Source organism: Ruminococcus sp. J1101004sp1_RTP21198st1_B9_RTP21198_201120 (assembly GCF_040924245.1).
Lineage (GTDB): Bacteria > Bacillota > Clostridia > Lachnospirales > Lachnospiraceae > Blautia_A > Blautia_A faecis.
Genome location: NZ_JBCOMI010000017.1, coordinates 86,351 through 108,466 on the forward strand (window position 1 = coordinate 86,351; position 22,116 = coordinate 108,466).

19 protein-coding genes and 1 tRNA gene are annotated in these 22,116 nt (G+C 43.0%); 15 read left to right on the forward strand and 5 right to left on the reverse strand.

Features of this window, described 5'->3' with window-relative positions:
* Position 1 precedes the first annotated feature (1 nt).
* The 5 genes from nikB (at position 2) to AB5618_RS12935 (ending at position 5,102) form a co-directional block, all read left to right on the forward strand.
* The gene (gene nikB / locus AB5618_RS12915; RefSeq protein ID WP_368366824.1) at positions 2-949 is read left to right on the forward strand and encodes a nickel ABC transporter permease; all 948 of its coding nucleotides are present in this window, start codon (positions 2-4) and stop codon (positions 947-949) included.
* Complete coding sequence (gene nikC, locus AB5618_RS12920; RefSeq protein ID WP_118579994.1) at positions 939-1,760, forward strand: nickel transporter permease; 822 nt, start codon at positions 939-941, stop codon at positions 1,758-1,760. Before nikB ends, nikC begins: the two co-directional genes overlap by 11 nt.
* Positions 1,761-1,829: 69 nt before the next feature.
* Positions 1,830-3,359 (forward strand): ABC transporter substrate-binding protein, encoded by a 1,530-nt coding sequence (locus AB5618_RS12925; protein WP_173774240.1) that lies wholly within the window; start codon positions 1,830-1,832, stop codon positions 3,357-3,359.
* Positions 3,360-3,361: 2 nt separating this feature from the next.
* Positions 3,362-4,156 (forward strand): ABC transporter ATP-binding protein, encoded by a 795-nt coding sequence (locus AB5618_RS12930; RefSeq protein ID WP_118579997.1) that lies wholly within the window; start codon positions 3,362-3,364, stop codon positions 4,154-4,156.
* On the forward strand, positions 4,146-5,102 hold the full coding sequence (locus AB5618_RS12935) for an ABC transporter ATP-binding protein (protein ID WP_173774241.1): 957 nt from the start codon (positions 4,146-4,148) through the stop codon (positions 5,100-5,102). The genes AB5618_RS12930 and AB5618_RS12935 overlap by 11 nt, the downstream gene beginning before the upstream one ends.
* Positions 5,103-5,168: 66 nt before the next feature.
* Here the strand turns inward: AB5618_RS12935 and AB5618_RS12940 are convergent, their stop codons facing one another.
* The 3 genes from AB5618_RS12940 to aroC form a co-directional block, all read right to left on the reverse strand.
* A complete protein-coding gene (locus AB5618_RS12940) occupies positions 5,169-6,530 on the reverse strand; it encodes a nitrogenase component 1 (RefSeq protein WP_173772430.1) in 1,362 nt (453 codons plus the stop codon).
* 116 nt (positions 6,531-6,646) lie between these two features.
* Positions 6,647-8,659, reverse strand: a complete 2,013-nt coding sequence (locus tag AB5618_RS12945; protein WP_368366825.1) for a nitrogenase component 1 — start codon at positions 8,657-8,659, stop codon at positions 6,647-6,649.
* Between the two features lie 101 nt (positions 8,660-8,760).
* Positions 8,761-9,852, reverse strand: a complete 1,092-nt coding sequence (gene aroC / locus AB5618_RS12950; RefSeq protein ID WP_173735324.1) for a chorismate synthase — start codon at positions 9,850-9,852, stop codon at positions 8,761-8,763.
* A gap of 263 nt (positions 9,853-10,115) precedes the next feature.
* On the opposite strand from aroC, the gene AB5618_RS12955 reads away from it, so the two are divergent.
* The 4 genes from AB5618_RS12955 to AB5618_RS12970 all read left to right on the forward strand — a co-directional run bounded on the left by AB5618_RS12955 (position 10,116) and on the right by AB5618_RS12970 (position 14,835).
* On the forward strand, positions 10,116-11,057 hold the full coding sequence (locus tag AB5618_RS12955; protein ID WP_148462836.1) for a magnesium transporter CorA family protein: 942 nt from the start codon (positions 10,116-10,118) through the stop codon (positions 11,055-11,057).
* Between the two features lie 13 nt (positions 11,058-11,070).
* A complete protein-coding gene (locus AB5618_RS12960; protein ID WP_148462835.1) occupies positions 11,071-11,928 on the forward strand; it encodes a rhomboid family intramembrane serine protease in 858 nt (285 codons plus the stop codon).
* A gap of 98 nt (positions 11,929-12,026) precedes the next feature.
* Positions 12,027-13,460 (forward strand): pyruvate kinase, encoded by a 1,434-nt coding sequence (pyk, locus tag AB5618_RS12965; RefSeq protein WP_148462834.1) that lies wholly within the window; start codon positions 12,027-12,029, stop codon positions 13,458-13,460.
* Positions 13,461-13,548: 88 nt separating this feature from the next.
* The gene (locus AB5618_RS12970) at positions 13,549-14,835 is read left to right on the forward strand and encodes a diaminopimelate decarboxylase (RefSeq protein ID WP_173769726.1); all 1,287 of its coding nucleotides are present in this window, start codon (positions 13,549-13,551) and stop codon (positions 14,833-14,835) included.
* A gap of 277 nt (positions 14,836-15,112) precedes the next feature.
* Here AB5618_RS12970 and AB5618_RS12975 read toward each other — a convergent pair.
* Positions 15,113-15,195, reverse strand: a tRNA-Leu gene (locus tag AB5618_RS12975).
* Positions 15,196-15,343: 148 nt separating this feature from the next.
* Between AB5618_RS12975 and ftsH the strand changes: the two genes are divergently transcribed.
* From ftsH to AB5618_RS13000, 5 genes are all read left to right on the forward strand, one after another.
* Positions 15,344-17,203 (forward strand): ATP-dependent zinc metalloprotease FtsH, encoded by a 1,860-nt coding sequence (gene ftsH / locus AB5618_RS12980; protein WP_215661079.1) that lies wholly within the window; start codon positions 15,344-15,346, stop codon positions 17,201-17,203.
* 230 nt (positions 17,204-17,433) lie between these two features.
* Entirely contained in the window at positions 17,434-17,772 is a 339-nt protein-coding gene (locus AB5618_RS12985) for an anti-sigma factor (RefSeq protein WP_173718131.1), read from the forward strand.
* Between the two features lie 23 nt (positions 17,773-17,795).
* On the forward strand, positions 17,796-20,435 hold the full coding sequence (gene polA / locus AB5618_RS12990) for a DNA polymerase I (protein WP_368366826.1): 2,640 nt from the start codon (positions 17,796-17,798) through the stop codon (positions 20,433-20,435).
* A 92-nt stretch (positions 20,436-20,527) separates the two neighbouring features.
* Positions 20,528-21,127 carry a dephospho-CoA kinase gene (gene coaE / locus AB5618_RS12995; protein ID WP_195409274.1) on the forward strand — a complete coding sequence of 200 codons (600 nt, stop codon included), beginning with the start codon at positions 20,528-20,530 and terminating at the stop codon, positions 21,125-21,127.
* Positions 21,114-21,911, forward strand: coding sequence for an MBL fold metallo-hydrolase (locus AB5618_RS13000; RefSeq protein WP_118580030.1), 798 nt, complete (start codon positions 21,114-21,116; stop codon positions 21,909-21,911). The genes coaE and AB5618_RS13000 overlap by 14 nt, the downstream gene beginning before the upstream one ends.
* 56 nt (positions 21,912-21,967) lie before the next feature.
* Here the strand turns inward: AB5618_RS13000 and AB5618_RS13005 are convergent, their stop codons facing one another.
* Positions 21,968-22,075, reverse strand: a complete 108-nt coding sequence (locus AB5618_RS13005; protein WP_368366828.1) for a DUF6783 domain-containing protein — start codon at positions 22,073-22,075, stop codon at positions 21,968-21,970.
* On the opposite strand from AB5618_RS13005, the gene AB5618_RS13010 reads away from it, so the two are divergent.
* Positions 22,061-22,116, forward strand: a 56-nt coding sequence (locus AB5618_RS13010; RefSeq protein ID WP_368366829.1) for a DUF6783 domain-containing protein, incomplete at its 3' end; no start/stop codon positions are given. The two genes, AB5618_RS13005 and AB5618_RS13010, sit on opposite strands and share 15 nt — an antisense overlap.

Below are 22,116 nucleotides of genomic sequence, written 5' to 3' on the forward strand. Positions count from 1 at the left end.
AGTGAAAAGAGAGATTATAAAACGACTGATTTCACTTGTGATTATTTTGTTTGGGCTGTCTCTGATGACCTTTGGACTTACATATATTTTGCCGTCAAATCCAGCTGAACAGCTGGCAGAATCTATGGGTGCAGGTCATGACCGGGAGGTAATCGCAAAGATTGAAGAAAAATACGGATTAGACAAATCTTTTGGAGAGCAGTATGTGAACTGGCTGAAGGGTGCGTTACATGGCGATTTCGGAATGTCGGTAAAATATGCACAGCCCGTTTCCCAGGTATTAGGAAGAAAACTCCCCAATACGGTTAAACTGGCAGTTGCATCGTTTATTCTGATGATATTAATTTCTTTTCCGTTAGGAATTTTATCAGCAGTATATAAGGATAAAAAGGCTGATTATATTATTCGGTTTATGTCTTTTATTGGAATTTCACTGCCTAGCTTCTGGGTTGGTATGATGATGATCTATTTTTTTGCAGTTAAGGTGCACTGGCTGCCTGTGGGGGGATCAGATTCTTTTAAAAGTCTGATCATGCCGTCTGTAACACTTTCGTTAAGCATGAGTGCGTACTACATAAGACGGATCAGGGCGGTAATGGTCGAGCAGATGAATGAGGAATATATAAATGGCTGTCAAGCAAGGGGAATTGGAAGGTTTCGTACAATTTTCTTTCATGTGCTGCCAAATTCCCTGCTTACTGTAGTGACAATGCTCGGCATGTCATTTGGAGGATTACTTGGTGGAACAATGATCGTTGAAACGGTCTTTAGCTGGAATGGAATCGGCAGCGCAGCAGTGGCTGCGATTTCCGGCAGAGATTACCAGCTGATCCAGGGATATGTTATGTGGATGGGATGTATTTATGTACTGGTGAATCTTTTGGTAGATATATCTTACCAGTGGCTTGATCCAAGAATTAGAAGAGGAGCCCTGCAACATGAAGAGTAAGAAAAAATTATGGATTCGTTTTGTGATTATAATGGCATTTGCAGTGCTTTTCTTATTATTTGCATTGTTCGCGGGAAAATTTGCACCTTATGATCCGTTGGAAACACACTATACAGACCTTCTGAAAGCGCCATGCAAACAGTATCTCATGGGAACTGATCAGATGGGAAGGGATATATTTTCGAGAATTCTTTACGGAGGAAAAACATCACTTTTGATCGCATTTGTTGTGACAGCGATTATTTCCGTTGTAGGAATTCTTATCGGGACAATAGCAGGCTTCTGGGGAGGCGCTTTTGATGCTGTTTTAATGCGTTTATCTGACATGCTGATGGCCTTTCCTGGTTCCATTTTTACAATTGCACTTGTAAGCTTTCTTGGTACAGGACTTCCAAATCTGATTTTGGCAATGACCATAACAGGATGGACTTATTATGCAAGAATTAGCCGGTCATTAGTGCTTTCCATAAAAAATAATACATATATAGAGCAGGCAAGACTGGGAGGCGCTAATAATTTCCGGATTATGACAGGTTATATTATTCCAAATGTCATGCCTTCGCTGTTAGTAAATATTACGCAGGATATTGGAAGTAAACTTTTGACCATTGCAGGTCTTTCCCTGCTGGGGCTTGGTTCCCAGCCACCTACACCGGAGTGGGGATATATGCTGTCTGAGGGAAAAGACTATATGTATTCGGCACCCTGGATGCTTATGGCACCTGGTATTGTTATTTTAATAAATGTAATCATATTTAATTTACTTGGAGACAGTATTCAGGATCTGATGAATCCGAAAAGAAAAAATTAAGAATGTTTACTCTTTAAAATAAAGAGTTGAACATAGATTATAGTTTAACAACAGGAGGAGAAATAAAAAATGAGAAAACGGTTAGTATCTTTATTGTTTGCAGGAATTATGGCATGCAGCGTAATAGGAAGCGGTGTTACTACATTTGCAGCCGAAAATGACAGTCACATTAATCTGGCACTTTTCACCTACATCGAAGGCATGGATCCTGCAACAGACTGGTGCGGATGGAATCTTACACGCTGTGGTGTAGGAGAAACTCTTGTGACTGTAAATGAAAATATGGAAATTGTAGGACAGTTAGCTGATGAGTGGGAGCAGGTTGATGATACAACTTATCGTTTTCATATCCGCCAGGGAGTAAAATTCAGCAATGGTACCGAGCTGACACCAGAGATCGTAAAGGATTCTATCCAGAGATCTATTGATAATAACTCTCGTGGAGGAGATCTTAAAATTGCAAACATCGAAGTAGATGGAGAGAATGTAGTATTTACTACAGATGGTGCATACAGTGCTTTTGTTTCACAGCTTACAGAGCCGATGACAGTTATTGTAGACACCACAGCTGATACAAGCAATTATGATACTATGCCAATCTGTACAGGACCTTATGCAGTGTCTGAGTATGTATCTGAAGAGAAGATTGAGCTTGTGGCAAATGAGAACTACTGGGATGGAGCACCGGAAATCAAGAGCATTACTGTAAAGAATATCGGAAGTGATACAAAGGTAGATGCAATGCTTTCCGGAGATATTGACCTTGCACAGGGACCGGATGCAACAGCTCTTAATCGTGTGGAAAATAATGACGATATAAACATTGTAAAAGTAACCGGAACAAGAGAGAATGATTTCGAATTAAACTGCCGCGAGGGAAATCCCCTTTCTGATAAGAACCTTCGTCTTGCACTGTCCTATGCAGTAGATCGTGATGTTGTAGCACAGGTAGCAGGAAATGGTTATTCTTCTCCAATCAGCACAGCATTCCCGCCATCTGTAGGATACGATTCTGAAGATGTAAACGGACAGGTTTATGATCTGGATAAGGCAAAAGAATGCCTTGAGGCAGCAGGCTACAGCGATTCTGACGGAGATGGAATTGTGGATAAGGATGGAGAGAATCTGTCCCTTACAATTTCTATTGCCAATGGTTCTTCAACAGCAGTAAGTGAGACTTTACAGGATATGTGGAAGCAGATCGGAGTTGATGTACAGATTGAAATGCTGGAGAATGTAAGTGACAAACGTGCTTCTGGTGATTTCGATATGCTGGTATCTCCAAACTGGCAGACTGTAAATGCTGGTGATGGTCAGAAATATCTTATGAACCGCTGGTCTGATGGAGGAAGTGACAATTACAGCGGATATCACAGTGATGAATTCCAGTCTGTTCTGGATAAACTGGATGCTGCATTTACTCAGGAGGACCGTGTAAGCGCATTTGTAGAAGCCCAGCAGATCCTGGCAGATGATGCCCCGGCAATCTGGATGTATGCAAATGATAACGTGACTCTTGTAAACAGTAAACTTGAGAATGTAACAGTATTCCCAATTGACTATTATCTTGTAACAAACAAGTGGACATTAGCTGAATAATTATGGATATTCTGAATATTGAGAACTGTACGATTCGCTATCAGGAGCAGGAAGCGGCAGTAGAGCATGTTTCTCTTTCTGTAGGAGAGCAGGAAATCGTCAGTATCGTAGGTGAAAGTGGAAGTGGAAAAACAACTTTAATTCGTGCTATTCTCGGAATTTTACCTCCTGGCGGGACAGTGACAGAGGGGAAAATCTTATTTCAGGGAAAAAATATTTTGGAATTAGATGAGACGTCTTTACAAAAGCTCCGGGGAACGGAAATTGCAATGATCTTTCAGGATGTTGGAGCATCATTGGATCCCATACGGATTGTAGAGTCTCAATATCGGGAATCTATTCTGGCGCACAGGAAAATGGCAAAGGCTGACTGTCGGTCACTGGAAAAAGAAATGCTGGCAAAAATGCATCTGACAGATCCGGAACGTGTAATGGTATCTTATCCTTTTGAGCTTTCCGGCGGGATGAAACAGCGTGTTGGAATTGCAATGTCAATGACTGCAAGACCAAGACTTCTTCTTGCAGATGAGCCTACTTCTGCATTGGATGTGACAATTCAGGCAGAAGTGGTACGAGAAATGAAGAAGCTTCGGGAGCAGTATGAAACTGCAATTATTCTTGTGACACATAACATGGGAGTTGCTTCTTACATTTCAGATAAGATCGGTGTGATGTGCAAGGGTGAGCTGGTGGAATTTGGAAAAAGAGATGATGTGATCTTTCATCCGAAGCACGAATATACCAAAAAACTTCTGGCGGCAGTGCCAAGGCTGGAGGGAAAACGATTTGCAAAATGATACGATTCTCCTGGAAATTAAAAATCTGAATAAGACATTTCCAGTGAAAAAAGAAAAATTATATGCAGTAAGTGATGTTAGTTTTTCCCTCAAAAAAGGTGAATGCCTGGGGATTGTGGGTGAAAGTGGATGCGGGAAAAGTACAGTGGCGAGAATGATTGCCGGTATCATACCTGTTTCGGGTGGAGAAGTACTGCTGGAAGGGGAAGCTTACATGAACCTGAAGGGCAGTGAAAAAAGACGTTTCCGCCGAAACATTCAGATGGTTTTCCAGGATCCTTTAAGTTCATTCAGTCCAAGAATGAAAGTTGGCACTTATCTTATGGAATCCAGGAGAAACTTTGATGGGATCAGTAAAGAAAATGGTCTTAAGGAAGCGCGCAAACTGCTTCTGGAAGTAGGTCTTCCGGAAGATTTTGTGAATCGTTATCCACATGAGCTTTCGGGTGGTCAGCTGCAGCGTGTGGCTATTGCCAGGGCCATTTCTATTCAGCCTAAACTACTGATCTGTGATGAAGCGACAGGTGCACTGGATGTTTCCATACAGAACCAGATTGCGAAGCTGCTGGTAAAGCTGGTGGAAGAAAAGCAGATCAGCTGTCTGTTTATTGGGCATGACCTGGCACTGGTAAGGAGTGTAAGTCAGAGAATCGCAGTTATGTATCTGGGAAGAATTGTGGAAATTCTGGAGAGTGAGACGCTTGCTGCAAAAGCAGTACATCCATATACGAAAATGCTGCTTGGTTCTGTTTTTGATGTATATTGCGATCAGAATGAGAAAATTGCAGCTGCAAAGGGAGAGCCTCCAAGTCCTCTTGAAGTGCAAAAGGGCTGTGCTTTTGCCGGGCGCTGCAACTGGTGCAGGGAGAAATGTAAAGAAGAACTGCCTCTTTTGCAGGAGATTGAGCCAGGACATAAGGTTGCCTGTTTTCAATTTATGAAATAAAATACTGCTCTGAGCAGTAAAAGCTGTCTGGTAGATGCCAGGCAGCTTTTTTGAGGTGGAATAAAGTTAATTCCATGCTCGAAGCAGTTTTGTACCATTTAAGATTTGTTCCAGAAGATATAGAGCACCTGTACATCCAACGTAAGTTTTGGGAATGACATGGATATATCCGGAACCTGGATTGGCAGTTTCAATGCCAAAAATGTTGTCGCTGTAAGTGTTCAATTCTACGATTGTGTTTGCACCAGCAAGAAGGATAACATTATTTACAGAGGCAATATCCTGTTCCAGTGCGTCTTCACAATGAAGCTCATGAAGCTTTTCCTGAATCAGATTTTCCGTGTGGCATTGTAAATAAAGTGGATGGATGACTTTGGGCTTAATGCCTAAATAACCGGAAAGATAATCCACATATCCTCTTAGAACGGATGGTTCGCCTTCTGCGGCATAGCGAAGATCCTTTGGGAAGCCTTTATTTCCCATATTATGTGCAATGAAATAGAAAGCGCGCGAACGGCTTTCTTCAATATAATCTAATGCAGGTTCACAATTTGTTCCGAGCAAAGAGGAAATCCCCCGGACAAATTCTTCGGTGAGGTCAAAACCGATTGGCATTCCTCCGGTCTCGTAAACTGGTATGGGAAAATGGCTGCGGAGATATTCGGCTGTTTTTTTACAACGCTCCGGGCAGAGTATAATATTGGCGTCTGCCTGAGCAATTGTACGAAAATCAGTTATGGGACAATTCATACCAGCTGCTACATGAACAGAGATTCCGCAAAGCTTCAGTAATTTGGTGATTTCCTTTAAACCGCCTTCCGGGAATTTCTCATGTGCATCAAAACCAAAAAGGTTAATAGATGGAATTTTGGAGGCTTTTTTATTGGTGCAAGGTTTATCACATAACAATTCCATCAGGCGAACGGTTGCTTCGTCGTATCCGATCATAGAATTTTCTGATAAGCCAGGGGATTCGATAAAAAGGTGTGGAATTCCAAATTCTTTGCTGATGGCATCCAGTTCCGGCTCCAGTGCTTCGCCGAGGAGAGAAGTACCGGGAGTCTGGATTACTGTGAATAAGTCATAACTTCTTTCTGAAAACAGATCGTTTAATGCGCGATGAAGTTGTTCGGCGGTCCCGAAAATGTAATCAGAATAGCGGAGATTGGTAGCTGGTATGCGAGGACTGCCGATGCAAAACTGGCTGCGAAGCAACCGGTCATCCATAGCATCTTCCAGTCGAAGCTCATCACCAAGAGTCCATAGATTGGATCTTCGAATCAAAGAATCAACACCACTAAAGGTATAGTAGGTTTTACAGCCAATAGGACCATTTAGGAGAACCAGGTTGTTTTGGATCCCTTCGCATGCAGAGATAACACCCGCAATGTGATCAGGGACAGCGTTTCTCAAATAATGATTTGTCATTTTTCCATCGTCCTTCCAAAGTGTTTTCAAATAAACGGATCCATTTTGCAGCACAATCTGTTCCAGTAAAGAAACCTGTGCTGATATCCCGTGCAAGATTTACGGTGCAGATTTCATCAAGTATGAAAGTCTGTCCCATAAAATTGTTTTGCAATAGAAGTAAATAATGTATTTTGTGCATTTTCCCAGTCCGCTGAGAATTGATGCTTCCAATCTGCAACGCTGTCTTCTTTACTTCCGATAAGGATAGAATCCAATACATCCAAATCCAGATCATGAGCCAATTCAAGAATCCAATCAATGCTATTGTTCTTTAAGAATAAAATCACTTTTTTCCCTTTATACAAAAGTTTGAGGTTGTTAATAGTTTGGGTGTATTGAATGCGGTTTTCTAAAATTACCTGTTCTGTTTCTTTTTCTTTTCCATAAAGTTTTCCTATTTTGCGAAGCCAGGAGGCTGTTTGGGAAAATCCCCTGGGAAGCTCGTTGCAAAGAAAACGGCAACCATATTTTTCTTCAAATATTTTTTGCAGTTCATGTCCTAGTTTATCATAGCGTGCCATGATCGAATAAGGCGCTTTTAAAAAATTATGGATGTTCTCCATTGATTCTGCGCAGATAAAGCGACAGTTGATTCGGATTCCTATTCTTTTAAATATTTCCTGCAGATTCATAAAAGTACGATCTGTCTGAGAAGAAATTGTATGTTCATAGACAAGATTGATGCAATCAGGTTCTGGCTTTACGTTCGGATCAACAGCTTGAAGAGCAAGCGTTTTGTAGCAAAGTGCCATTCCTTCGTTATAGTCACCGGCTTCGATTCCGTCAGTATGAATAATATACATATCGACACCAAGACTTTTTAATTCTTTTTGAAGTGGAACCAGGTCATCGCCACTCATGCCTGGAATACAGGAAGTGACAGTGATAATATTGCGGATTCCGCGTTTCACCATTTGAAAAGCTTTACGCCGTGTCTGTTCTACACCACCGTATACGGCTTCGTTTATGGTGATATCAGTATTCTCAAACTGTCTTGGAACAAAGGCTGGGTAAAGGATTCCGCGTTCATACAATCCTCTTCGTCCGTAGCTGGTAAAACCGTTAATGGCATACCAGGTGCAGCTTTTGGGAGCATGTCCGAGAATTGCGGCATCTTTGATATGAACCGCCAGATCGATAGCACCACGATAAGCACAGCCATATAGCGGAACTCTGCTAAAAGGATCAGATAAAGCTCTCTTTTTCGTGGCAGAAGGTTGTGCGGGAACAGCAGTAATCACGGGAGCAGATGTATGTTTGGAAATTGTAGTGGTAGTGTGGGATAGTCTTTCCCCACGCATAAAAAGCTCCATCTGCTCTTCAGATAAAGGGGCAGCGGCATAAAGAACAGGCTGCGTTTGTAATTTTTGTGCAAGCTCCAGAAAAATATTAGCTTCGGCACTTTTGGGGGATTTTTCAACCAGAGTCATTGCTTCTTTTTCTGCCTGGGTAAAAAGATTACTTCTGGGAATTTCTGCAAGAATTGGAAGATTGACAGCATTGGTAAAGTCTTCTACATATTTGCGATCATCACCGACTCCGCGGCTGTTATAGATGATCCCGGCAATCTGTCTGCCCTGGGGATTAAGATTCTTTATTCCGCACAGAATGTTATTTGCAGCATAAATAGACATAGATTCCCCACTTGTTACAAGAACTACTGCATCGGCATATTGTTTGCGGACAGGAACCGCAAAACCGCCACAGACAACATCTCCTAATACATCATATATGACCTGGTCATATTTTTCTATGGCGTGGTATTTGTTTAAAAAATCAAATGCAGTCAGAATTCCCCGGCCTGCACAGCCCATTCCTGGTCTGGGACCGCCTGCTTCTATGCAACCAGTGTCAAGAAAACCTGGTATTAATACATCTGCCAGGTTTTGTTCATCTTCAGGAGTGTTTAGAAGATAATCGAGGATAGTTGTGATTTTTTGCCCATGGTGTAGAAGACGGGTTGAGTCGTGCTTGGGATCACATCCTATTTGAAGTACTTTACTGTTGCAGACTGCTAAGGCTGCGGTCAGATTCGCACTTATTGTGGATTTCCCAATCCCTCCCTTTCCATAAACTGCAATTTGCATATTGGTCCTCCTCATTATGAAATTCCAAATTACCTTTGATAATGGCATTGGAGACTGTTATTACTTGCTGGAAAAATTTTTAACGACGTTTTTTTCGTAATCTACAGATAAAAATCCTTCACATAATCCATCCGTGCGCTCATATTAGAAAACATAGCATCTACCAGTGTGATGGCGGCCATGGATTCTACTACTACAACGGCACGGGGGACGATTACCGGATCATGGCGGCCTTTGATTTCGATGGAGGTGTTCTCGCCGGTAGTGGTAACAGTCTGCTGAGGCTGTGCAATGGATGGGGTTGGTTTGATGTGGGCGCGGAGGAGAATTTCACCGCCGTCACTGATTCCGCCTAAAATGCCTCCAGAGTGGTTGGTGGTCTTTACAATTCTGCCATTTTCCATGTGGAAGCCATCATTGTTTTCGGAACCCTTCATGGTGGAAACCTTTACACCATCGCCGATTTCCACTGCTTTTACGGCGCCAATAGACATCAGTGCCTGGGCAAAAGCTGCATCTAGTTTTCCAAATACAGGATCTCCAATGCCAGCAGGAACGCCGCTTATACGGCACTCGACAACACCGCCTGCACTGTCCTCCTCTTTCATGCATTTCTCCAGATACTTGGCTGCTTTTTCTGCGGCAACCATATCTGGCATATAGAAAGAGTTTTCCGGTATTATTTCAGGGTGGTAGCTTTGGCATGAGACTGGTCCGATGGAACTGGTGTAGGCCTGCAGGGTAATACCAAGTTCTTTCAGAATCCTGGCTGCAATGGCTCCGGCGGCAACTCGGCCGATGGTCTCACGTCCAGAGGAACGTCCGCCGCCTCTGTAGTCGCGAAAACCATATTTACTGTCAAAACCAAAATCTGCATGTCCAGGGCGATAGGTCTGCGCGATATTTCCGTAATCCCGGGAACGCTGGTCTTTGTTCCGCACGATCATGGAAATGGGGGTGCCAGTGGTCTGTCCCTCAAAGATTCCGGAAAGGATTTCGACTTCATCTCCTTCATTTCGGGCAGTGGTGTAACGGCTTTGGCCAGGCTTCCTTCTGTCCAGATAAGTCTGTATATCTGCCTCCGTAAGGAAAAGTCCTGCTGGAACGCCATCTACAACGGTGCCCAGTGCCTTGCCGTGGGACTCTCCCCAGGTAGTTACTGTAAATTTTTTTCCAAATGTTGACTGACTCATAGGCATAAATCCTTTCTTCTTCGGACTGCAGCAATCGCCAGTTGTGGAGGGAAAACTGCTGTGCCGAATTAAAGTATGAATGTGATGTTAAAGACATTATAGCGAAATGCAAAAAATTTGTAAACCGAATCTATTAGAATTGACAAAATTTCCTGTAGAAATTATAATTAAGCGTGTATTTTTGAGGATAGGAGCCCTGTCTGACAGAAAAGTGGGACAGCTGGTTTTTATACAGAAGCAAGAGATTGGAAGGAGTGCAGCTTGTGGTAAGGATTTTTAAGACAATAGAGGGTGCGATCCATGAGATTCAGGAACCACAGGAGGATTGCTGGATTGCAATGACCAATCCCACTGCAACTGAGATCTTTGAGATGTCCGAAAGATTCGGAATCGAAGTAGATGATCTTCGCGCTCCTCTGGATGAGGAAGAGCGTTCTCGTATTGAAGTGGAAGATAATTATACACTGATCCTGGTAGATGTTCCTATGATCGAGGAACGCAATGACAAGGACTGGTATGGCACTATCCCTCTTGGTATTATTGTTACCAAGAAGATGATTTTTACCGTATGTCTGGAGGATACCCAGGTGCTTACCCGGTTTATGGAGGGAAGAGTACGTAATTTCTTTACCTATATGAAAACCAGATTCATTTTGCAGATCCTGTACCGCAATGCCACTATGTACCTGCATTATCTGCGTATTATAGATAAGAAAAGTGAACAGGTGGAGGAGAAGCTCCACATGTCCACCCGTAATCAGGAACTAATGGAACTGTTGGAACTGGAGAAATCCCTGGTTTATTTTACTACATCTCTTCGGTCGAACGAGGTAGTACTGGAGAAGCTTCTGAAGGTAGAGAGCATTAAGCAGTACCCGGAGGATACGGATCTTCTGGAAGATGTTATCATTGAGAATAAACAGGCAATCGAGATGGCCAATATATACAGCGGTATCTTAAGCAGCATGATGGGGACTTTTGCCTCGGTTATTTCCAATAACCTGAATGTGGTTATGAAGGTTTTGTCCGTTATCACGATTGTAATGAGTATTCCCACTATTGTGTTCAGTGCATATGGAATGAACCTGAGCCCTTCGGGAATGCCGTTTTCTGCTGACAAATGGGGATTTTTAGTGGTGATATTGCTGTCCATACTGGTGAGTATTGTGGCAGCTGTGATTCTGTCCAAGAAGAAATTTTTCTGAATAGGAGGATTACATGAAATTTATTGATAAGCTGGAACGAAAATTTGGAAGATTTGGTATTCCCAATCTCACAATTTACATGATTGTATGCTATGTGATCGGTTATGCACTGATGATCGTGAATCCAGGCATACTGAACTGGCTGAGCCTGGAACCAGCGTATATTCTGCGGGGACAGGTATGGAGACTAGTGACCTGGGTACTGTATCCACCGAGCACTTCCGGAGTATTATGGTTTGCAATTGCAGTTCTGTTCTTTTATTATCCAATTGGAACTTCTCTGGAGCGGACGATTGGAACTTTTAAATATACGTTGTATATTCTTTCGGGCGTGATATTTACAATTTTGGGAGCGTTCATTCTGTATTTCCTTCTCGGAGGAAATGTTCTGGTAGGAAACGTATTTTCTACTTACTATATCAGTCTGTCCACATTCCTTGCATATGCAATGTGTTATCCGGATATGCAGGTTCTGCTTATGTTTATCATTCCGGTGAAGATGAAGTGGATGGCAATTTTTTATGTGGTGATCGTTGTATATGAAATGATTCAGTACATTATGGCAGGTGCATGGTATTTGGTGATCCCGATTGTGGCTTCTCTGTTGAATTTCATTATTTTTTACTTTGGAACAAAGGATTTCAGCCGGTATAACCCGAAGGAGGTCCACAGAAGAAATGAATTCCGCAGAGCAATGGAACCCCAGGGACGTATGAAATCAGGCAGCGGCAGTGTGACCAAGCACAAATGCGCGATTTGCGGACGTACTGAGCTTGATGATCCTAATCTGGAATTTCGTTTTTGTTCCAGATGCAATGGAAATTATGAGTATTGCCAGGACCATCTTTTTACACATACACATGTGAAATGAAATTAATGTAATTGTTAACCGGTAACATTGCATGGCTGCTGTGAACGATGTGGGCAGCAGCCAGCAAATGACTGAAAAGACAGAGGGAAAGACTGCTTATGAAGAGAACAAAAATTATCTGTACTATGGGACCAGCATCCAGTAAGAAAAATACTTTAAGAGCTATGATGCGTGCCGGAATGGATATTGCACGTTTTAATTTTTCCCATGGTTCTCATGAAGAACACAGGGGAAGAGTAGACATGGTCAAAAACCTACGGGAAGAACTGAATATTCCGGTTGCCCTGCTTCTTGATACAAAGGGACCGGAGATCCGTACCAAGCTTCTTAAGGATCATAAGAAGATTACATTGGAGGCTGGAAGCGAATTTACACTTACTACCGGTGATATAGAGGGAGATGAGACCAGAGTCGCCATCACATATGAAAATCTTTACAAAGATGTGAAAAAAGGCGGTAAAATCCTGATTGATGATGGTCTGATCGAACTGGAGATTGAGAATATTAAGAATGGGGATATTGTCTGTCGTGTCTTAAACGGCGGCGAGCTTGGAGAGCGCAAAGGAATCAACGTCCCTTATGTGAAAGTGAAGCTTCCGGGAATTACAGAGCAGGACAAAGAGGATATTCTGTTTGGAATTACACAGGAGTTTGATTATATTGCAGCTTCTTTTGTACGTGACGCAAAAGCGATTAAAGAAATCCGTCAGCTTTTAGATGAAAATGGCGGACATGATATTGGAATCATTGCCAAAATCGAGAATGCCGAAGGTGTTGAAAATATTGATGAGATCATCAAGGCCGCAGATGGTATTATGGTTGCCAGAGGCGATCTTGGCGTGGAGATTCCTCCAAGTGAGGTTCCTTATATCCAGAAAATGATCATCCGCAAGTGCAATGAGAACTATGTTCCGGTTATTACTGCTACCCAGATGCTGGATTCCATGATCCGTAATCCACGTCCTACAAGAGCTGAGGTGGCAGACGTTGCCAATGCTATTTACGACGGTACAGATGCGATCATGCTTTCCGGTGAAACTGCAGCTGGTAAATATCCGCTGGAAGCACTGAAGATGATGGTGGAGATTGCACAGACCACAGAGCCTCACCTGAATTATGAGGATTATACCCATAACCGCAATATGTGTGGTGAGAGCAGAGTGTCCAGTGCTGTGGGACTGGCTGCAGTGCAGACTGCAAGAGATCTGAAGGCCAAGGCCATTGTGACTCCTACCTTTGGAGGAAGAACAGCCAGACTGATTTCCAATTTCCGGCCGGAAGCTCCTATTTATGCTGTCACTCCCAATGATACGATTCTGCATAGACTTCAGCTTGTATGGGGCGTTACACCGCTGAAAGGATACGAGAAGGATTCTACAGAGCACATTATTTCCCAGGCCATGAGCGTTGTCCGCAGAAAGCGGCTCGCAAAGAAAGGAGACCTGATCGTATTTACGGTTGGAGATCCTGCTACCAATATGACCCGGGAAGGTGCTGTAACAAATATGCTGCATGTGATTGAAGCCAAATAAAGCTGTCACATGATCTGATTTGTTGCAATAGAAAAATTACTTTTTAAGAGCAGCGAGTGCTGTATTTTACAAACGAGGAGAAACTATTATGAAAAAGACACCTTTTGTAACACTGGAGAAGGTACAGGAAATTGCCGGAAAATATCCTACCCCATTTCATCTTTATGATGAGAAGGGCATCCGGGAAAATGCACAGGCTTTAAAGGAAGCTTTTGCATGGAACAAGGGCTTTAAGGAGTTTTTTGCAGTAAAGGCAACCCCGAACCCGTTTCTGATCAAGATTCTGCAGGAATATGGCTGCGGATGTGACTGCTCATCCATGACAGAACTGATGCTTTCCAAAGCTATCGGATGCAAGAAGGGAGACATTATGTTTTCCTCTAATGACACTCCGGATAAAGAGTTTAAATATGCAGATGAGATCGGTGGAATTATCAATCTTGATGACATCACTCATATTGAGAGTGTAGAGAAAGCTGTTGGAAAGATTCCGGAGATCATTAGCTGCCGTTATAATCCTGGTGGAGTGTTCAAGATCAGCAATGATATTATGGATAATCCTGGGGATGCCAAATATGGCATGACTACAGAGCAGATTTTTGATGCATTCCGCATCCTGAAGAGTAAAGGCACCAGGGAATTTGGAATTCATGCATTTCTTGCCAGCAATACAGTGACGAACGATTACTACCCGATGCTTGCGAAGGTTATGTTTGAACTTGCTGTGAAGCTTCAGAAGGAGACTGGGGCGCATATTAAATTCATCAATCTTTCCGGTGGTATTGGTATTCCTTATCGCCCGGAGCAGACTCCAAACGATATTCGTGCAATTGGAGAAGGTGTACGCAAGGTATATGAAGAAGTTCTGGTTCCGGAAGGAATGGGAGATGTAGCTATTTATACAGAGCTTGGACGATTCATGATGGGACCTTATGGCTGCCTGGTAACAAAAGCGATTCATGAGAAGCACACTCACAAAGAGTATATCGGTGTGGACTCCTGCGCAGTAAACCTTATGCGGCCGGCTATGTACGGTGCTTATCATCATATTACTGTTCTTGGAAAAGAGGATCAGGTTTGCGATCACCTGTATGATATCACAGGATCTCTTTGCGAGAATAATGATAAGTTTGCAATTGACCGTTATCTTCCGAAGATTGATATGGGAGATTATCTGGTGATTCATGATACTGGCGCACATGGTTTTTCCATGGGATATAATTACAATGGCAAATTGAAATCTGCGGAGATCCTTCTTCACGAAGATGGAAGCTTCGATATGATCCGTCGCGCCGAGACTCCAAGAGATTACTTTGCAACTTTCGACTGCTTCCCGATTTATGAGAAAATGCTGGAGGATGAAGACCGGGCGTAATTACTTATGAGTAAGATAAAAACAGTTTGATGCGTTTGGCTTGCAGACTGTGTAAATGAAAAGAGGAACCGCTGAGATGCTGGCGGATCCTCTTTTGCTATATAGAAAAAATTTCTTTGGAACAGTTTGGGATAGATGATCAAAAGTATGAACCCGCGAGGTAAATGCGGGGCAGATTTTTGACAACCCTTGCCATTTTTTGAAATTCTGAACAATAAAAAATCCCGTAAAATCAAGGATTTGACAGGATTTATATAACATATGAAATATGAAAAAGTGCCGGCAGTGGGACTTGAACCCACACGTAGTTGCCTACAACAGATTTTGAGTCTGCCTCGTCTGCCATTCCGACATGCCGGCGGTTGAACAATTGATATAATAGCACATTATAAAAATAAAGTAAAGATGAAATTATGAAAAGTTTATAAATTTTTGAGGCAGAATATTGATATTCATACATGGAAATGCTAAAGTATTTAACAGTTGACAGAAAATGGAGGAAATGCCAATGAATATTGACCATAAAAAACCAGAGAACCGGCCATTGTACATTTTTGCACTGATAGCGGTTGGGGTGATCCTTTTCCTGAACATATTTGCCATTCCTGCCATGCAGGAACGCTCTGTGGAGAAGACCGACTATAGTACATTCCTCAGCAATGTAGAGCGTGGAAATGTATCCAAGGCAGAGGTGCAGGACGATTATATCTATTATGTAGTCAGAAAGAACGGCGAGGACGTGGTGTGCAAGACTGTACGTATGGATGATCCAGACCTTGTAAGCCGCCTTTATGAAGCCGGAACCAGTATGGAAGCAGTGGAGCCTCAGAAGCAGTCCATCTTTCTCAGTCTGGTGATCGGATATGTGATTCCAATCGTAATCTTTGTTTTCCTTGGGAGATGGCTGAGTAAAAAGATGATGAGCTCTATGGGCGGAGGCCCTGGCGGAGCAATGTCCTTTGGAAAAAGCAATGCCAAAGTATATGTGAAGTCTTCTACAGGAATTAAATTTACAGATGTGGCAGGTGAGGACGAGGCAAAAGAGCTTCTTACGGAAATTGTAGATTATCTTCACAATCCACAGAAATACACGGAGATTGGAGCATCTATGCCCAAAGGCGCCCTTCTTGTAGGACCTCCTGGTACAGGTAAGACATTGCTCGCCAAGGCAGTTGCAGGAGAAGCAGAAGTACCGTTTTTCTCTATTTCCGGTTCGGAATTTGTGGAAATGTTTGTGGGCATGGGTGCTGCCAAGGTTCGTGATCTGTTTAAACAGGCAAATGAGAAGGCACCTTGTATTGTATTTATTGATGAGATTGATACCATTGGTAAGAAACGTGACAGCGGAAGCTTCACAGGTGGAAACGATGAACGTGAGCAGACATTAAACCAGCTGCTTACAGAGATGGATGGATTTGACGGCTCCAAGGGAGTTGTGATCCTGGCTGCTACCAACCGTCCGGATTCCCTGGATCCGGCCCTTCTGCGTCCAGGTCGTTTTGACAGACGTATTCCGGTAGAACTTCCGGATCTGAAAGGACGTGAGGAAATCCTGAAAGTCCATGCCAGAAAGATCAAAATCGCAGACAGTGTCCGTTTCGATGAAATTGCCAAGGCAGCAGCCGGCGCTTCCGGTGCAGAGCTTGCCAATATTGTAAATGAGGCAGCTCTTCGTGCTGTCCGTGACGGTAGGAAGTTTGCTACGCAGGCTGATTTTGAGGAGAGTATTGAGGTAGTTATCGCTGGTTACCAGAAGAAAAACCGGGTGCTTTCCAATAAGGAGAAGCTGATCGTATCCTATCATGAGGTGGGACATGCACTTGTGGCGGCGAAACAGACGGATTCTGCTCCGGTTCATAAGATTACCATTATTCCCCGTACCTCAGGCGCTCTTGGATACACCATGCAGGTGGATGAGCAGGAGCACTTCCTGATGTCAAAGGAAGAACTGGAGAATAAGATTGCTACATTTACTGGGGGACGTGCTGCTGAAGAACTGATTTTCCACAGTATTACAACTGGCGCGTCGAATGATATCGAGCAGGCTACCAAAATTGCCAGAGGCATGATTTCACGCTATGGCATGAGCAATGAGTTCGATATGGTTGCGATGGAAAGTATGAACAATCAGTATCTGGGCGGTGATTCAAGTCTTAGCTGCTCCTTTGAAACACAGACACTTCTGGATAAAAAGGTAGTAGAGCTGGTACGAAGACAGCATGAGAAGGCCTATAAGATTCTTGAGGATAATATTGACAAGCTTCATGAACTGGCAAAATATCTGTATGAGCATGAAACAATCACAGGCGAGGAATTTATGAAGATTTTAAATGATCCGCCGAAGTCTCTTACGGCCAGTGCAGAGTAAAAAAGAATTTTTGTATTATTTGACTGGATTCTGCGGCAATAAAGAGAACCGCATTGCCGGATATATAAAATAAGGGACAGCAGAAAAAGATCAGATGTCCTTTGAACAGATTTTGGTTATTTCCCTTGTCTGCTTAAAGAGTATCTGGTCAAACATCTGCTGTCTCTTGTGTTTTGCGGGAGATTCGGATATAATAACAAATATGGGCAGCAAAAGGGAGGAGTGTTTCCATGAATTGTCAGACAGCAGAGAGTATGGTAAACCGATACATTGAGCATGATTTATCTGTAGATGAACTGGAGGATTTTCTGGAACATGTGGAGAATTGTCCGTCCTGTTACGACGAGCTGGAAACTTATTTTATTGTTCATGCTGCCATGCAGCAGCTGGATGAGGAGAGCAGAGATTCCACATTGGATCTCCGGGAGCTTCTGGAAGAAGATATTCGTAGATCCAAGCATTATATACTGAAGATGAGATTCCGCCGCGCGCTGAGTGGAATGGGATTCTGCGCGTTGATTGCCGGACTGGGTGGATTTTTGATTTATATTATTATGCAGGTATTATAGGAAACACGGTACAGGAGGCTTATATGTGTGAGAAAATTTTACTGATAGATGGTCACAGTATTTTAAACAGGGCATTTTACGGACTTCCGGATCTGACTAATTCAGAAGGTCTGCATACAGGTGCTGTCTATGGCTTTTTAAATATCCTGTTTAAAGTGCTGGGAGAAGAGAAACCGGAATATCTGGCAGTGGCATTTGACAGAAGTGAGCCGACTTTTCGCCATGCGAAATACCCAGAATACAAAGGTACACGTAAGCCCATGCCTCAGGAACTAAAGGAACAGATTCCGCTCTTGAAAGAGATGCTTGAAAAGATGGAAATCGCCACAGTTTCCCTTGCAGGCTTTGAAGCAGACGATATTCTTGGTACGCTGGCGAAAAAAGGTGAAGAAAAAGGTATGGATGTAATCATTCTTTCCGGTGACCGTGATCTTTTACAGCTGGCGACTAAGAAAACCATGATCCGTCTGCCAAGGACTGCAAAAGGGCAGACTGTTATAGAAGACTATAAGGAAGACCAGGTGCAGGAGCGGTATCTGGTTACTCCTGCCCAGGTTATAGAATTAAAGGCTCTTATGGGTGATGCTGCCGACAATATTCCTGGAATTCCAGGTGTCGGAGAGAAGACAGCCACCAGGCTGCTTGCAGAATATGGCTCCATAGAAAATGCTTTTTCCCATGTGGAAGAGATTTCACAAAAGCGGGCCAGAGAATCTTTGAGGGAAAATTACCAGATGGCCCAGCTGAGTAAGGAGCTTGCAACTATTTGTACAAACAGCCCCATAGAATTTGAACAGGAGAAATTCCAGTTAGGAAATATTTTTACAAAGGAAGCCTACGAGCTATGCAGAAAATTGGATTTTCGGAATTTTCTGATGAAATTTGATCCGGCTGAAGTGAATGAAAATACAATAGAACAGGATTTTTTCATCTGCAATGATCTGGAGGGCTGTGAGGCACTTTTTGAAAAAGCGGGACAGGCAGAAGCTGTGGGAATAGCGCTTCTCTGGGATAAAGAAGGTGTCTATGGAGCTGGTCTGGCATTAGGGGAAAATGAAATGTATTATGTTCCTGTGGAGGGAATGGTAACAGCAGCTTATTTAAGTGATAAGATCGGGAGACTGGGAAAGTCTACCACAGTTTGTTCCATGGACGTAAAAACCATGCTCAAGCGTGCTGATCTAACACCCGATGCAAACGTATTTGACTGTGGCATTGCAGCTTATCTTCTGAATCCTTTGAAAAGTACTTATACTTATGAAGAGCTTGCAAAAGATTATCTGGATGGGAAGCTTCTTCCGGGAAAAGAAGAGCTTCTGGGAAAAATATCCCTGAAAAAGGCCTGGGAGGAGGATATGCCGGAACTGGAACATCTGGCATGTTATACGGCGTATACCGCTTTTGCCACCAGAGCCCCCCTGAAAGCGAAGCTTCAGGAAACAGGTATGTGGAAGGTATATACAGAGATTGAACTTCCTCTTGTATTTACATTAGATTCCATGGAAAAATGGGGAATCGAAGTAAAAGGAGAAGAATTGAAAAATTATGGTGAAAAGCTGACTGTCCGCATTCATGAACTGGAAAAGCTGATCTGGCAGCAGGCAGGAGAAGAATTTAATATCAATTCTCCGAAACAGCTGGGTGTGATCCTTTTTGAAAAAATGGCGATTCCAGGAGGAAAGAAAACGAAGACCGGCTACTCTACATCCGCAGATATATTAGAGAAACTGGCATCAGAGAATCCAATCGTAAATGATATTTTGGAATATCGTCAGCTTACAAAGTTGAAATCCACTTATGCAGACGGCCTTGGAGCCGTGATCGAGAAGGATGGAAGGATCCATTCCACTTTTAACCAGACCATAACTGCCACTGGCAGAATCAGCAGTACAGAGCCAAACCTTCAGAATATTCCGGTCCGCATGGAACTTGGAAGACTGATCCGCAAAGTGTTTGTACCGGAAGCTGGATTTGTCTTCCTGGATGCTGATTACTCACAGATTGAGCTGCGTGTTCTTGCTCACATGTCCGGGGATGAGAAGCTGATCAAGGCTTACAGAGAGGCGGAAGATATTCATCGACTGACAGCGTCTCAGGTCTTCCATATTCCGCTTGAGGAGGTCACTCCTCTGCAAAGACGAAATGCCAAGGCGGTGAATTTTGGCATTGTATATGGCATCAGCTCTTTTGGTCTTAGCCAGGATCTTAGTATTACAAGAAAAGAGGCTGCCGCTTATATCCAGAAATATTTTGAGACCTATCCAAGCATAAAGGGATTTCTGGATGGACTTGTGGAGCAGGGAAAAGAAAAAGGCTATGTTTCCACTATGTTTGGCAGAAGAAGACCGGTTCCGGAACTGAAATCCAGCAATTTTATGCAGAGATCCTTTGGCGAGCGTGTTGCCATGAACTCGCCAATTCAGGGAACTGCTGCAGATATAATCAAAATTGCCATGAATCGTGTGTATAAACGTCTTTTGGATGAGAAACTGAGATCTAGACTGGTGCTTCAGGTCCACGATGAATTGCTGATCGAGACCTGGAAAGATGAAATCCCTCAGGTATCAAGAATTCTGGAAGAGGAAATGAAGGGTGCAGCCAATTTGGCAGTGGAGCTGGAAGTAGATATGCATCAGGGGAATAACTGGTACGAGGCAAAGTAGAAGCAGAGCTATGTCTGGAATAAGATTGAGGAAGAAAATAGTTTGTACCTCATAATTACCAGGTGAAATCGAAGCAGTAAGGAATAGGACAAATGAAGACAATTGGTATTACAGGAGGAGTTGGTGCCGGAAAGAGCACGGTGCTTGCTTATCTTGAGGAAAAATATAATGCTTTTGTTATACAGGCTGACGAAGTGGGACATATTGTGATGGCTCCGGGACAGGAATGTTATCAGCCAGTGATCGATCTGTTTGGGAAAGATGTGATAAAAAACGATAAAACTATTGACCGGAAGAGGGTTTCCGATGTAGTATTTGAGCAACCGGATTTTTTGAGCCGTCTAAATGGGATAATTCATCCGGCTGTAAAAAGATATATCCTGAAAAGCCTGGAGGAACAGAAGAAGGAGGGCCGGAAGCTATGCGTTGTGGAAGCTGCACTTTTTCTGGAAGAACATTATCAGGATTTTTGTGATGAAGTATGGTATGTCCATACAGATGAGGAAATCCGCATTCAGCGCCTGATGAAAAATCGAGGCTATACCAGAGAGAAATCTCTTGGAATTATCGGAAATCAGGCCAGCGAAGAATATTTTCGAGCCCATACAGATTTTGTTGTAGAAAATAACGGAAATGTGGAAAAAACCTGGAAGCAGATAGATGAAGGAGTAAGAAGAAATGAGACTTTGTAGCATTGCCAGTGGAAGCAGCGGAAACTGTATTTATGTGGGATCAGAAGAGACCCATGTTCTTGTAGATACAGGAATAAGCGGCAAAAGGATCGAGCAGGGACTGAACCAGCTGGAGCTTACTGGCAGGGACATTGACGCGATTCTGGTCACTCATGAGCATTCTGATCATATCAGCGGTCTGGGAGTGATGGCACGCAGATACCACATTCCGGTTTATACTACAGGTGGAACTGCAGATGCGATCAGCAGAATGAAGAATATGAAGAACCTTCCGGAAGACACTTTTCATGAGATTGTGGAGGATCAGGATTTTCATATCAGGGATCTGACTATTCATCCTTTTTCCATTCCACATGACGCGGCACAGCCGGTAGGATACCGGGTTGAGTGTGAAGACAAGGCAGTTGGGATCGCCACAGACCTTGGAAAATATAACGATTACATAGTAGATAATTTACAAAATCTGGATGCTCTTTTGCTGGAGGCAAATCATGATATCCGTATGCTTCAGGTGGGAAGTTATCCCTATTATCTGAAACAGCGTATCCTGGGAGATCGGGGACATCTTTCCAATGAAAATGCAGGAAAGCTGCTTTGCAGGCTTTTACATGATGACATGAAGGCTGTTTTTCTTGGACATTTAAGTAAAGAAAACAACTATGAGGCGCTTGCCTATGAGACCGTTTGCTCAGAGGTAACCCTTGGAGATAATCCATATAGATCAAAAGATTTTCAGATTCAGGTTGCGAAACGGGACAGTATTTCAGATGTGGTTGTATTGTAGAAGAGAAAACTATATTTGGAATATAAGTTCAGTTTTTATATACAAAGCAGGAGAAATTATGGCGTTAGAAATGCAACGATGAAAGCTGTATTTTCCCTAGAGCCTGTTTGAAAAATCATTCCCGCAATCTGCACGCCCCACTTTGCGGTATATTTTGCCCGGATTCGGTTGTCGTAGCCCGCTACGGCAACCGAATCCAGACAAA